Origin of the sequence: Aeromonas sp. QDB18, assembly GCF_027705325.1 — a bacterium.
Classification (GTDB): Bacteria; Pseudomonadota; Gammaproteobacteria; order Enterobacterales; family Aeromonadaceae; genus Aeromonas; species Aeromonas caviae.
This window is the reverse complement of record NZ_JAPDBQ010000044.1, coordinates 13,728-27,441: the sequence shown is the minus strand read 5'-3', so window position 1 is coordinate 27,441 and position 13,714 is coordinate 13,728. Positions and strand designations below refer to the sequence as shown.

The 13,714-nt window shown below is 62.0% G+C and carries 12 protein-coding genes and 1 tRNA gene; all 13 read left to right on the top strand.

The genetic code is table 11. From position 1 onward, the window contains the following. Window positions 1-117: 117 nt before the first annotated feature. The 13 genes from OKC30_RS09185 to OKC30_RS09125 all read left to right on the top strand — a co-directional run bounded on the left by OKC30_RS09185 (window position 118) and on the right by OKC30_RS09125 (window position 13,684). Window positions 118-193, top strand: a tRNA-Thr gene (locus OKC30_RS09185). 212 nt (window positions 194-405) lie between these two features. Further along, a complete protein-coding gene (locus tag OKC30_RS09180; protein ID WP_119197137.1) occupies window positions 406-1,671 on the top strand; it encodes a cytosine deaminase in 1,266 nt (421 codons plus the stop codon). Window positions 1,672-1,758: 87 nt separating this feature from the next. Beyond that, entirely contained in the window at window positions 1,759-2,136 is a 378-nt protein-coding gene (gene crcB / locus OKC30_RS09175; RefSeq protein WP_119197138.1) for a fluoride efflux transporter CrcB, read from the top strand. Between the two features lie 65 nt (window positions 2,137-2,201). Beyond that, window positions 2,202-2,954, top strand: coding sequence for a bifunctional demethylmenaquinone methyltransferase/2-methoxy-6-polyprenyl-1,4-benzoquinol methylase UbiE (gene ubiE / locus OKC30_RS09170; RefSeq protein ID WP_010672355.1), 753 nt, complete (start codon window positions 2,202-2,204; stop codon window positions 2,952-2,954). Between the two features lie 8 nt (window positions 2,955-2,962). Then, a complete protein-coding gene (locus OKC30_RS09165) occupies window positions 2,963-3,571 on the top strand; it encodes a ubiquinone biosynthesis accessory factor UbiJ (RefSeq protein WP_119197139.1) in 609 nt (202 codons plus the stop codon). Beyond that, window positions 3,571-5,211, top strand: a complete 1,641-nt coding sequence (gene ubiB / locus OKC30_RS09160) for a ubiquinone biosynthesis regulatory protein kinase UbiB (RefSeq protein WP_039041079.1) — start codon at window positions 3,571-3,573, stop codon at window positions 5,209-5,211. The genes OKC30_RS09165 and ubiB overlap by 1 nt, the downstream gene beginning before the upstream one ends. A 39-nt stretch (window positions 5,212-5,250) precedes the next feature. Continuing rightward, window positions 5,251-5,499 carry a Sec-independent protein translocase subunit TatA gene (tatA, locus tag OKC30_RS09155; RefSeq protein ID WP_010672358.1) on the top strand — a complete coding sequence of 83 codons (249 nt, stop codon included), beginning with the start codon at window positions 5,251-5,253 and terminating at the stop codon, window positions 5,497-5,499. 3 nt (window positions 5,500-5,502) lie between these two features. Next, complete coding sequence (gene tatB, locus OKC30_RS09150) at window positions 5,503-5,958, top strand: Sec-independent protein translocase protein TatB (RefSeq protein WP_119197141.1); 456 nt, start codon at window positions 5,503-5,505, stop codon at window positions 5,956-5,958. After that, a complete protein-coding gene (gene tatC, locus OKC30_RS09145) occupies window positions 5,955-6,707 on the top strand; it encodes a twin-arginine translocase subunit TatC (protein ID WP_010672360.1) in 753 nt (250 codons plus the stop codon). Before tatB ends, tatC begins: the two co-directional genes overlap by 4 nt. Window positions 6,708-6,818: 111 nt before the next feature. Then, on the top strand, window positions 6,819-7,604 hold the full coding sequence (locus OKC30_RS09140; RefSeq protein ID WP_041212047.1) for a TatD family hydrolase: 786 nt from the start codon (window positions 6,819-6,821) through the stop codon (window positions 7,602-7,604). 3 nt (window positions 7,605-7,607) lie between these two features. After that, window positions 7,608-8,627: a porphobilinogen synthase gene (gene hemB / locus OKC30_RS09135; RefSeq protein WP_039041081.1), complete on the top strand. Its 1,020-nt coding sequence runs from the start codon at window positions 7,608-7,610 to the stop codon at window positions 8,625-8,627. Between the two features lie 221 nt (window positions 8,628-8,848). Continuing rightward, window positions 8,849-10,891 (top strand): oligopeptidase A, encoded by a 2,043-nt coding sequence (gene prlC, locus OKC30_RS09130; protein ID WP_043155404.1) that lies wholly within the window; start codon window positions 8,849-8,851, stop codon window positions 10,889-10,891. A 234-nt stretch (window positions 10,892-11,125) separates the two neighbouring features. Further along, on the top strand, window positions 11,126-13,684 hold the full coding sequence (locus tag OKC30_RS09125) for a putative bifunctional diguanylate cyclase/phosphodiesterase (protein WP_119197142.1): 2,559 nt from the start codon (window positions 11,126-11,128) through the stop codon (window positions 13,682-13,684). Window positions 13,685-13,714 lie beyond the last annotated feature (30 nt).

The window sequence follows — 13,714 nt, the reverse complement described above, 5'->3', positions numbered from 1 at the left end:
TCAGAAGTGAAACGCTGTAGCGCCGATGGTAGTGTGGCATTCGCCATGCGAGAGTAGGACACTGCCAGGCACCCAATTTTAGATTACGCATTGAGCGTGGTCTTTACCGGTTAGTGTGCTGATATGGCTCAGTCGGTAGAGCGCATCCTTGGTAAGGATGAGGTCCCCAGTTCGATTCTGGGTATCAGCACCATTAAATAAGAAAGCCTCCCAATCGGGAGGCTTTTTTGTATCTGCCTTTCAGCCATCCATCGCAAATTGCAGTCCTGCAATGTCGCACCTTCTTGTTGCTGACATATCCTCCCTTTCTATCCCGTATGCTTTCCGGGCGGCGCTTCTCTATTAAAGGGATCCGGGCTAAGTTGTGGATTGGCAAAGACAACCACGCTTTCGAAGGGGAAGAACATGCTGATTAGGAATGTGCGTTTGACGGGCAGGGAAGGGATGTGGCAAATCCTCTGTCAGGGAGGCGTGATCCGGGCCATTGAGCCCATGAGCACTCAGCTGCTCTCTGCCCGCGAGCTTGATGGTGAGCAAGGCCTTGTCATCCCCCCCTTTATCGAACCGCACATTCACCTCGATACCACCCAGACGGCTGGCGAGCCGAGCTGGAACCTCTCCGGCACCCTGTTCGAGGGGATCGAGCGTTGGGCCGAGCGCAAGGCGCTGCTGACCCATGAGGATGTGAAACAACGCGCCATCCAGACACTGAAATGGCAGATTGCCAACGGCATCCAGTTTGTCCGTACCCACGTGGATGTCTCCGACCCCAATCTGGTTGCTCTGAAGGCGATGCTGGAGGTGCGGGAGGAGATGAAGGAGTGGGTGGAGCTGCAGATAGTGGCCTTCCCACAGGAGGGGATCCTCTCCTACCCCAACGGCAAGGCATTGCTAGAAGAGTCCCTCAAGCTGGGGGCCGACGTGATCGGTGCCATCCCCCATTTCGAGTTTACCCGGGAGTACGGGGTCGAAAGTCTGCACTACGTCTTCGATCTTGCGGAGAAATATCAGGTTTTGGTGGATGTGCACTGCGACGAAATCGATGACGAACAGTCCCGCTTCATCGAGACGCTGGCAACCCTGGCCTACGAGCGCGGTATGGGCCATAGGGTAACCGCCAGCCACACCACCGCCATGCACTCCTACAACGGAGCCTATGCCTCGCGACTGTTCCGGCTGCTCAGGATGGCGGACATCAACTTCGTCGCCAATCCGCTGGTGAACATTCACCTGCAGGGGCGCTTCGACAGCTACCCCAAGCGTCGTGGCATCACCCGGGTGAAGGAGATGTTGGAGGCGAACATCAACGTCTGCTTCGGCCACGACGACGTGTTCGATCCCTGGTATCCCATGGGCACGGCCAACATGTTGCAGGTGCTGCATATGGGGCTCCATGTCTGCCAGATCATGGGCTACGAGCAGATCAACGACAGCCTCAAGTTGATCGGCAGCCACAGCGCCCGCACCCTGAACGTGCAGGATCGCTACGGCATCGAAGTGGGCAAGCCCGCCAGCCTGCTGATCCTTCCTGCTGAGAATGGTTTTGATGCGGTGCGCCGCCAGGTGCCGGTGCGTTATTCCATCCGCCATGGCAGAGTCATCGCCGATACTCGCCCGACCGAGACGACCCTCCACCTTGTGAATCCAGAACCGGTAGACTTTCGCCGCTAGGGTCTAGCCGGGTCGATTAATTGCCCGGCTGTCCCCTGCTGTCGAGATTTTGCATAATGCCAACCTGACACTCTTGGAGCCTGCTTGATGCAAACCTGGTTATTTGTCGCTGTCGGGGGCGCCTTCGGTGCCTGCCTGCGCTTTGGCATCGCCGAGCTGATGGCCTGGCTGCTGGGACGCCACTTTCCCTATGGCACCCTGGTGGTCAACGTGGTGGGTTCCTTCATCATGGGGATTGCCTATGCCCTGATCAGCCATGGTCATGTGGTGGAACACCCGATGAAGCCATTGCTGATGGTGGGTATCCTCGGCGCCCTGACCACCTTCTCCTCCTTTGCCCTCGACACGGTCGTGCTGGCCCAGCAAGGGGCCTATCTGAAGGCGCTGCTCAATATCGGTCTCAATCTGTTCCTCTGTCTGGCCATGGTCGTGCTGGGGATGCAGTTGGTCACAAGCCGGGTTTGAGGTGTCCGCACGCCATCGGCTCTGGTAAACTGGCGGCCATTCTTTGCTCTATGGGTATTTGAGGGATGTCGGAACAGACTACTACTACGCATTTTGGCTATAAAACCGTGGCAGCGACCGAGAAGGAAACCCTGGTCGCCGGTGTCTTTCATTCGGTAGCGGCCAAGTATGATCTGATGAACGATCTGATGTCGTTCGGCATCCATCGCCTCTGGAAGCGCTTTACCATCGACTGCTCCGGTGTCCGCAAAGGACAGAAGGTGCTGGATCTGGCTGGCGGCACAGGGGATTTGACCGCCAAGTTCTCCCGCATCGTGGGTGAGACCGGCCAGGTGGTCCTGGCAGACATCAACGACTCCATGCTCAAGGTGGGCCGCGACAAGCTGCGCAACCTGGGGGTGGCCAACAACGTCTCCTACGTACAGGCCAATGCCGAGGCGCTCCCGTTCCCTGACAACCATTTCGACGTCATCACCATCGGCTTCGGCCTGCGCAACGTGACCGACAAGGACAAGGCGCTTGCCTCCATGTTCCGGGTGCTCAAGCCGGGTGGCCGCCTGCTGGTGCTGGAGTTCTCCAAGCCGGTGAGCGAAGTGATCGCCAAGCTTTATGATCTCTACTCCTTCAAATTGCTGCCGAAAATGGGCGAAATCGTCGCAAACGACAGCGAAAGCTACAAATACCTGGCGGAATCCATCCGCATGCACCCGGATCAGCAGACCCTGGCGGGCATGATGGAGCAGGTCGGGTTCGAGCAGGTGGAGTTCTACAACCTGACCCAGGGCGTGGTCGCCCTGCACCGCGGTTACAAGTTTTAAGGTCGCCTATGCCGATGGATGCCATGGTCACCGCGGTGATCGAAACCAGCCTCAACCAGTTGCTGGCCCTGGACAAACAGAGCCCGGAGCGGTTGCGCAAGCTGACGGGCAAGGTACTCAAACTGGAGCTGCGCGAACTCAAGCCGCTCTGGTTTGTCTTCTCGGAGCGCCGTCTGGATGTGCTGGCCAGGTTTGAAGGGGAGGCGGATGCGGTGCTGAGCCTCTCCCTGACTGCCCTCGGCCTGCTCAAGGAGCCTTCCGCCCTGACCCGCTACATCCGCGAGGAGAAGCTGGACCTGAGCGGTGACCCCCAGCTGGTGCAGGCATTCAGCGCCCTGCTTGGCGAGCTCGATATCGACTGGGAAGAGGAGCTGTCCCGCTACACCGGCGACGTGGTGGCCCACACCCTGTGCAGTGGTGCCCGTCAGGCTCGCCGTTTTGTGGAGCGAGAGTTGTGCCGTTCCCAGCGTCAAGTGGCCGAGTATTTGACCGAGGAGGCGAGGCTTGCCCCGGGTCCGCTGGAAGTGGCGAGCTTCAATGACGATGTCGAAGAGCTGGCCCAACAGATGAAGGCGATCGAGTTGCGGCTTGCCCGCCTCGAACAGCAGGTGAGCTGATGACCCCGAAGGAGTTCAAACGCCTCTATCGCATCGTCAGCATCCTGCTGGAACAGGGCATCGACGAGCTGGTGCCCGCCCGTTATCAGCCCTGGCCTGGCCGTCTGGCCCGTCGCAGTCTGTTCTGGCTCAAGAACAAGCAACAAGGCATGAGCCGTGGCGCCCGCATTCGCCTTGCCTTCGAGGCCCTGGGCCCCATCTTCATCAAGTTCGGCCAGATGCTCTCGACCCGCCGAGACCTGCTGCCCCCCGACATTGCCGAAGAGCTGGCCCTGCTGCAGGACAGGGTGCCTCCCTTCTGTGGTCAGGCCGCCCGTCGCCAGATAGAAGAGAGCCTGGGTTGCCCCGTCGAGGCCCTGTTCGATGACTTCGACGAGACGCCGCTGGCGTCCGCCTCCATCGCCCAGGTGCACACCGCCCGGTTGAAGGAGAACGGCCGCGAGATCGTCATCAAGGTGATCCGTCCCGATATCGAGCCGGTCATCGAGGCCGACCTGCGCCTGATGCAGGCCCTGGCCCGTCTGGTGGCCCGTTTCGTGCCCCAGAGCGGACGACTGCGCCCCGTCGAGGTGGTGGAGGAGTATCGCAAGACCATACTCGACGAGCTCAACCTGATGCGCGAAGCGGCCAACGCCATCCAGCTGCGCCGCAACTTCACCGGTTCCGAGGCGCTCTATGTGCCCGAGGTGTTCACGGACCATTGCCGTGAGCAGGTGCTGGTGATGGAGCGGATCTACGGCATTCCGGTCTCCGACATTGCCGCGCTGGAAGCCAACGGCACCAACATGAAGCTGCTGGCCGAGCGCGGGGTGGAGGTGTTCTTCACCCAGGTGTTCCGCGACAGCTTCTTCCACGCCGACATGCACCCGGGCAACATCTTCGTCTCTTTCGAACACCCGGAGAATCCGCTCTGGATCGGCATCGACTGCGGCATCGTCGGCACCCTCAACCGGGAAGACAAGCGCTACCTGGCGGAGAACTTCCTCGCCTTCTTCAACCGCGACTACCGCCGTGTGGCCGAGCTGCACGTAGAGTCAGGCTGGGTACCGCCCGATACCAAGGTGGACGAGTTCGAGTTCGCCATCCGCACCGTGCTGGAGCCCATCTTCGAGAAACCGCTCTCCGAGATCTCCTTCGGCCACGTGCTGCTCAATCTGTTCAACACCGCTCGTCGCTTCAACATGCAGGTGCAGCCGCAGCTGGTGCTGCTGCAAAAGACCCTGCTCTATGTGGAAGGGCTGGGTCGCCAGCTCTATCCCCAGCTGGATTTGTGGCAGACCGCCAAGCCCTATCTGGAAAACTGGATGCACGAGCAGGTCGGCCCCAAGGCGGTGTGGAATGCCATCAAGGAGAAGGCGCCGTTCTGGGCGGAGAAACTGCCGGAGCTGCCGGAGCTGGTCTACGAGACCCTGCGTCAGGCCCGCCATCAGCAGCACCACTTCGACCAGATGTTTGCCGATTTCCGTCGCCACAGTCGCCGTCAGGGGCAAGCCCGCTACCTCTTAGGGGTTGGAGCCAGCCTGCTGCTCGCGGGTGTATTCTTGCTGACCCAGAAACAACACATTGAGTGGGGACAAATCAGCCTCGCCGGCGCCGGGTTATGCTGGCTGCTGGGTTGGTTGCGAACCCGTTCCCATTAAATAACCTGCGCCATCGGGCGCCTATCCGGAGAGAAAGTCATGGGTGGTATCAGTATTTGGCAGTTGTTGATCATCGCAGTCATCGTCGTGCTGTTGTTCGGCACCAAGAAATTGCGCGGTATCGGCGGCGATCTGGGCGCGGCGGTCAAAGGGTTCAAGAAGGCGCTCTCCGATGAGCCGGCCGACACCAAACCCGAACAAAAAGATGCCGAGTTCCCGACCAAGCAGTTGAACGAGACGGCCAGCAACGCCGAAGCCGCCAAGCAGAAAGACAAAGATCAGGCCTAAGCCATGTTCGACATCGGTTTTTGGGAGCTGGTCGTCATCGGCGTCGTCGCCTTGGTGGTGCTGGGTCCCGAGCGGTTGCCGGTTGCGATCCGCACCGCCAGCCACTGGATAAGGCTGATCCGCAGCACCGCCAACTCGGTCAAGGCCGAGCTGGAACAGGAGCTCAAGTTGCAGGATCTGCACAACGATCTGAAGAAGGCCGAACGGTTGCAGATGAACAACCTGAGCCCCGAGCTGCAGGAGTCCATCGAGCAGTTGAAAGCGGCCGCCCAGTCGGTGAATCGTCCCTATCAGGGGGAGAACGAGATCCGCCCGCCTCGGGAGCCCACCCAGGCTGAGCCAGCCACTCCGGTGGCGGCCCCGACGCCCACCCCAGAGGTTCCGCCGGTCAACAGTCAGCGAGAGAGCGAGCCTGTGCCCGCCAGCGAGTCCGCAGCCAAAGGGGAGGGTAAGCCATGAGTCAGGCAGAACAACCCCTCATCAGCCATCTGGTGGAGCTGAGAACCCGTCTGCTGCGCGCGATCTCCGCTATCCTGCTGGTGTTCATCGCGCTCATCTACTTCTCCAACAACATCTACGACTTCGTGGCTCAGCCGCTGCTCAGCCAGTTGCCGGCAGGCACCAGCATGATAGCGACGGATGTGGCGACACCCTTCATCACGCCCATCAAGCTGACCCTGGTGGTCTCCTTCTTCGTGGCGATCCCCTATCTGCTCTATCAGGCCTGGGCTTTCATCGCACCCGGTCTGTACCAGCACGAACGGCGGCTGATCCTGCCCCTGGTGGCCTCCAGCGCCGTGCTGTTCTATGCGGGGATGGCGTTCGCCTACTACGTGGTGTTCCCCCTGGTGTTCGGCTTCTTCACCAGTACCGCCCCCGCCGGGGTGACGGTGGCGACCGACATCGCCAGCTACCTGGACTTCGTGCTGACCCTGTTCTTCGCGTTCGGGGTGGCGTTCGAGATCCCGGTGGCCACCATACTGCTCTGCTGGACCGGGGTGACCACCCCCAGGAGCCTGAAGGAGAAGCGCCCCTACGTCATCGTCGGGGTCTTCGTGGTCGGTATGTTGCTGACGCCGCCCGATGTCTTTTCCCAGACCCTGCTCGCGATCCCCATGTGGGGCCTGTGGGAGATAGGTCTGTTCTTCGCCCGCTTCTACGTGAAGAAAGAGGACGAAGAGCAGCAACAAACGGAAGAGGGGAGCTGAGGCTCCCTTCCTCTTTTCATGCATCCGTTCGAGGCGTATGGTAAGGCCCCATTGAGTAGATGGTTTTCAAATGCCTGATATGCACCTCGTTTGTCCGGAACCCCTGACTCCATGATCGACATCGGTTTGAACCTGACCAGCAGCCAGTTCGCAGGCGAACAAGCCGACCTGGTGGAACGCGCGCGCGCCGCCGGGGTGGAAGCCCTGATCCTGACCGGCACCGATCTGGCCGGCAGCCGCGAAAGTGCCGCATTGGCCGCCCGCTGGCCCGGTTACTGCTTCTCCACCGCCGGGGTACATCCCCATGATGCCAAAAGCGTCGATGAGGCGACCCTGCCCGCCCTGCGCGAACTGGCGGCCCTGCCCCAGGTGGTGGCTATCGGCGAGTGCGGTCTCGACTACAACCGGGACTTCTCCCCCCGCCCGGTGCAGGATGCGGTGTTTGACGCCCAGCTGGCGCTCGCCGCCGAGCTCGGGATGCCGGTGTTTCTCCACTGCCGCGATGCCCATGACAAATTCGTCGAGATCCTGCGCCCCTGGTTGCCCCGCCTGCCGGGGGCCGTGCTGCACTGCTTCACCGGCTCCGACGCCGAGCTGGACGAGTGCCTGGCGCTGGGGCTGCATATCGGGGTGACCGGCTGGCTCTGTGACGAGCGCCGTGGCCAGCTGCTGCGCGAGCAGGTGGCCCGCATTCCGGCGGGTCGCCTGATGATAGAGACGGACGCCCCCTACCTGGTGCCGCGGGATCTGAAACCCAGGCCCAAACGCAACGAACCCGCTTTTTTGCCGCACATCGCCCAGGTGGTGGCGGCCTGCCGTGGTGAAGCGCCCGAGGCCTTGCTGGCCCATACCCGGGCCACCTCCGCCGCATTCTTCCAACTTCCGCTTTTGGAGTGATTCATGGCCACAACTCTTCCTGGGGCCTTCCCGGGCCGTCGCCTGCGCCGGGTGCGCAAACATGACTTCAGCCGCCGCCTGGTGCGAGAGAACGTACTGACCGTCGACGATCTCATCTATCCCGTGTTCGTGCTGGAGGGGGAGGGTCAGCGAGAGGCCGTTGCCTCCATGCCGGGGGTGGACAGGCTCTCCATCGATCTGCTGCTCGAAGAGGCCGCCGAACTGGTGGCCCTGGGTGTGCCGGCGGTGGCCCTGTTCCCGGTGACGCCGCTGGAGAGAAAGAGTCTGATGGCGGAAGAGGCTTACAACCCGGATGCCCTGGCCCAGCGGGCGACCCGTGCCCTCAAGGCTCGCTTCCCGGAGCTCGGGGTCATCACCGATGTGGCGCTCGACCCCTTCACCACCCATGGCCAGGACGGCATCATCGATGACGAAGGCTATGTGCAGAACGACATCACCACCGAGATCCTGGTGAAGCAGGCGCTCTCCCATGCCGCCGCCGGGGCCGACATGGTGGCACCGTCCGACATGATGGACGGCCGCATCGGTGCCATCCGCGCGGCGCTGGAGGAGAATGGCTTCGTCAACGTGCAGATCATGGCCTACTCCGCCAAGTACGCCTCCCACTACTACGGCCCGTTCCGCGATGCGGTGGGCTCCGCCGCCAACCTCGGCAAGAGCAACAAGGCCACCTACCAGATGGACCCGGCCAACGGCAACGAAGCCCTGCACGAGGTGGCCCTCGACATCGCCGAAGGGGCGGACAGCGTGATGGTCAAGCCGGGCATGCCCTACCTGGACATCATCCGCCGGGTGAAGGATCAGTTCGGCGTGCCGACCTTCGCCTATCAGGTGAGCGGCGAGTACGCCATGCACATGGCGGCGATCCAGAATGGCTGGCTCAAGGAGAAAGAGTGCGTGATGGAATCCCTGCTCTGCTTCAAGCGGGCCGGGGCCGATGGCATCCTCACCTACTTCGCCAAGCGGGTCGCCCAGTGGTTGAAAGAGGACGCCCGACGCTGAGGCGGGGAGTGTCCATGCCCTCACAATGCCGGCCCTCGGGCCGGCATTGTCGTCTCTGGCAGATGAAGTGCTGGTTTTATGAACAAAATGCCTGAAAAAGTGGGCAACAAGCCCGTCTCTTGGCGGCAAAGGCTTGATAAATGGGGTTTCTGCCTACATCTTAGATGGTCCAAGCAGGCTTCTGGACGGCAGGGGCTGCAGAGCATTTAGAGGTACCGCAGATGACTAACCCTTTGCTGACAATGGACTCGCTGCCTCCCTTCAGCCAGATCCAGCCCGATCAGGTGCAACCTGCCGTGACGCAGGCCATCGCCGATTGCAAACAGAAGATTGAGGATGTGCTGGCCCAGAAGGAGCCTCACACCTGGGACAGCCTGATCGCCCCGCTGGAAGAGGTCAACGACCGCCTCTCCCGGATCTGGTCCCCCATCAGCCACCTCAACGCCGTGCAGAACAGCGAGGCGCTGCGGGCGGCTCACGATGCCTGCCTGCCGCTGCTTTCCGAATTCCAGACCTATGTCGGTCAGCATGAAGGGCTCTATCAAGCCTATCTGGCCCTCTCCGAGAGCGATGACTTCCCCCGGCTGGATGATGCCCAGCGCAAGGAGATCCTGAACACCCTGCGCGATTTCCGCCTCTCTGGCATCGGTCTGCCTGCCGAGGCGCAGCAGCGTTACGGCGAGATCCAGGCCCGCCTCTCGGAGCTCGCCTCCCGTTTCAGCAACAACGTGCTGGACGCGACCCAGGGCTGGCACAAGCTGGTGACCGACGAGGCCGAGCTGGCTGGTCTGCCCGCGAGCGCCCAGGCTGCCGCGCGCCAGATGGCCGAACTCAAGGGCAAGGAGGGGTGGCTGTTCACCCTGGACATCCCCTCCTACCTGCCGGTGATGATGTATGCCGACAGCCGCGCCCTGCGTGCCGAGCTGTATGAGGCCTTCACCACCCGCGCCTCCGACCAGGGCCCCAACGCTGGCAAGTGGGACAACTCCGCCATCATGACCGAGTTGCTCACCCTGCGCCGGGAGCTGGCCCGACTGCTGGGCTTTGCCAACTATGCCGAGCTCTCCCTCGCGACCAAGATGGCGGACAAGCCGGAGCAGGTGGTGGAGTTCCTCACCGACCTGGCTGCCAAGTCCCTGCCCCAAGGCAAGGCGGAGCTGGAGGAGATCCGCGCCTTTGCCGCCGAGCAGCACGGTCAGGACGAACTGGCGGCCTGGGATCTTGCCTATTACGCAGAAAAGCTCAAACAGCACAAGTTTTCGGTCTCTGATGAGCAGTTGCGTCCTTATTTCCCCGCCGGCCGGGTCGTGAAGGGGCTGTTCGAGGTGGTCAAGCGGGTGTTCGGCATGAAGGTACGCGAGCGTCTCGGCATCGACACCTGGCACCCGGATGTGCGCTTCTACGACATCTTTGACGCCGATGACGAGCTGCGCGGCAGCTTCTACCTGGATCTCTATGCCCGCGAGCACAAGCAGGGCGGCGCCTGGATGGATGTCTGCCTGGGTCGCCGCTACCGTCAGGACGGCTCCCTGCAAAAGCCGGTGGCCTACCTGACCTGCAACTTCAACGGCCCGGTGGACGGCAAGCCGGCCCTGTTTACCCACAACGAAGTGGTCACCCTGTTCCACGAGTTCGGCCACGGCATTCACCACATGCTGACCCGCATCGATGTGGCTGGCGTGGCTGGCATCAACGGCGTGGCCTGGGATGCGGTGGAGCTGCCGAGCCAGTTCCTCGAGAACTGGTGCTGGGAATCCGAGGCGCTGGCCTTCATCTCCGGCCATTACGAGACCGGGGAGCCGCTGCCCGCCGATCTGCTGGAGAAGATGCTGACCGCCCGCAACTTCCAGGCGGCGATGCAGATGCTGCGCCAGCTGGAGTTCGCCCTGTTCGACTTCCGTCTGCACCAGACCTTTGACCCGACCAGAGCGGATCAGATCCCTGCGCTGCTGGATGAGGTGCGCAGCCAGGTCGCCGTGATGACGCCTCCGGCGTTCAACCGCTTCCAGCACAGCTTCTCCCACATCTTCGCGGGCGGCTACGCGGCGGGCTACTACAGCTACAAGTGGGCCGAGGTACTCTCTGCCGACGCCTTCTCCCGCTTCGAGGAGGAGGGGATCTTCAACCCGGCCACGGGCCACTCCTTCCTGAAGAACATTCTGGAAAAGGGCGGCTCCAGGGAGCCGATGGAGCTGTTCCGTGCCTTCCGTGGCCGGGAGCCCCAGGTGGATGCGCTGCTGCGTCACAGCGGTATCGCCGCGTGAGGTCCCGCCGCCACAGTGAGCCTCGATTGGATGAGCTGCCGCGCCACTGCGGGAGCTTCAAGCAGGTACACATTTGCGGCATAGTGGGATCGAAACGTGATTTTTGATAGAAAAAGGGACCTTTTGGTCCCTTTTTCCAAGCCTTTTTAATATCTTGCGGAGTGCATGTTTGCACTGTCCCCGCCTCTTCAGTAGAGTCGGGTTCTACCTTCCAGGGAGAGAAAGAACCTTGCCATGAGGCGAGCACTCGAGTCTGTCTATCAAATCATCTCCAGCCTGTCTCATTCGAGTGGTCAGGGATATTTTGATGCCTTTGTGAGTGAAATCGCCAACGCGGTGGGGGCTGACTTCGTCCTGGTGTCCGGCAAGGATCAGGCGGGTCTGTTCTTTACCGTGCATGCCGCCTATCCCGCCTCCCTCGACATCAACTCCTACAGCTTCCCCCTCGCCGACACTCCGGGGGAGATCGCCATGCAACAGGGTGAAGCCTGGTTCAGTGATCGCACCCGCCAGCTGTTCCCCCACGCCGCCGTGCTGGAGCGCTGCGAGGTGAGAGCCTATGCCGGCGTCGCGCTCAAGAACGCCGAGGGAGAGACCATCGGCCTGTGCAGCGTCATGTTCAAGCGGGCCATGCCGAGAATGGAGAAGATAGTGGGCCTGCTGCGTCTGCTGGCCCCGCTCGCCGGTCGTGAACTGGCGCTGATGTATCAGCAGCGCCAGAGCCAGGAGCAGCCGGCGCAACCGGAACATCACCACTTCCTGGACACCATGATGTCCCATGCGCCCGTGGGCATCGGCAAGGTGGATCTGGGCGGCAAGATCCTCTGGGCGAACCCGGCCATCGAGAAGATGCTCGGCTACAGCCAGGAGGAGCTGCAACAGCTCACCGTCGCCGAAATCAACCATCCGGACGACTGGCAGACCAGCATTGCGCTCTACGACGCCCTCAAGCGGGGGGAGCGTCCCGCGTTTACCCAGGAGAAGCGTTATCTCCATCGGGATGGGACCGTCCTGTGGGGACGGGTGACGGTGACCCTGATCCGCAACGAGCAGATGCACCCCGACTATCTCATGGTGGTGCTGGAGAACATCGATCCCATCAGGCGCCATGCGGAGCAGCTCAAGCTCTCCCACCGGGTCTATGACAACCTCTCCGAAGCCATTCTGGTGTGCGATGCCGACAGTCGCATCATCTCGGTCAATCCGGCCTTCGAGAAGATCACCGGTTACAGCGAGGAGGAGGCGTGTGGCCAGCGGCCCAGCATGCTCAAGTCCGGACTGCACGATCAGACCTTCTATGCGGACATGTACCACGCCCTGGAGCGGGTGGGGATCTGGCGTGGGGAGGTGTGGAACAAGCGCAAGAACGGCAAGCTCTATCCCCAGCAGCTGATGATCAGCGCCGTGCGGGAAGGGGGCAAGATCAGTCAGTACATCGCCATCTTCAGCGATCTTTCCCAGACCAAGCTGGCGGAGCAGAAGATCGCCGCCCAGGCCAACTACGACAACCTCACCGGCCTGCCCAACCGCTGGCTGTTCGGTCGCTGTCTGGCCCGCTTCTGCGAGCGGGGGGAGCGCTTCGCCCTCATGGTGCTCGACCTCAACAACTTCAAGGCGGTCAACAACAGCATGGATCACCATGTGGGCGACGCCCTGCTGCGGGAAGTATCGGATCGGCTGGTGAGCCGGGTGCGCACCGAGGACCTAGTGGCCCGCATCGGCGGCGACGAGTTTGCCTTCCTGGTGCCCGGCATCGTCAACCGCCGTCAGGCCGAGGTGTTTGCCAAGCAGGTGATCGGCGGTTTTGCCCGTCCCTTCATGCTGGCCAACCAGCACCTCTATGTGACCGCCACCCTGGGGATCACCCTCTGTCCCAATGACGGCGGCGACAGCGACGAGCTCTTGCGCAATGCCGAGCAGGCCCTGTTCGTCGCCAAGCGCCAGGGACGCCCCCTCGGCACCTACAACGCCTCCATGCGGGAAGAGGTGAGCCAGCGCCACCAGATGCAGCACGATCTGGCGGAGGCCATCAAGCTGGGCCAGCTGACCATGGCCTACCAGCCCATCTGGGACAACCGCAGCGGCCGGGTCGCCAAGCTGGAGGCCCTGGTGCGCTGGTATCACCCCCACTGGGGTCAGGTCTCACCGGCGGATTTCATCCCGCTGGCGGAAGAGGCGGGGCTCATCCAGGGGCTGGGTGCCCTGGTGCTGTGGCAGTCTTGCCGGGATCTGGCCAGATTGCAGCAGTCCGGCTTCCCGGATCTGCAGATGTCCATCAACCGCTCCACCCTGGAGTTCCAGACCATAGACCCGGAGGCCAACGAGTGGCTCAGGGTGATCCGCCACTTCGAGCTGGATCCGGCGGACATCATCATCGAGATCACCGAATCTCTGCTGATGGAGACCAGCGATCAGCACAGGGTGCGGATCGATGCCCTGCGCGAGGCGGGCTGCAAGCTGGCCATCGACGACTTCGGCACCGGCTACTCGGCCCTCAACTACCTGCGCACCTTCCCGGTGGATCTGGTGAAGATCGACCGCTCCTTCGTGCGCCACATCCCCTTCAACGAGCAGGACAGGCTGCTGCTCGACGGCATCATCAACATAGTGCACAACCTCGGCATGCAGGTGGTGATCGAAGGGGTGGAGACCCGGGAGCAGCTGAACTTCCTCTGCCTGAAGGGCTGTGCCTTCACCCAGGGCTACCTGCTCAGCCGTCCGCTGCCCTATGACGATCTGGTGGAGTACCTGGGCCTCAACCGTCAGGGGATGAACCTGACCACGGTGAGCTGATCTCCCGCTTCTGCTATCATGCCGGCTCCT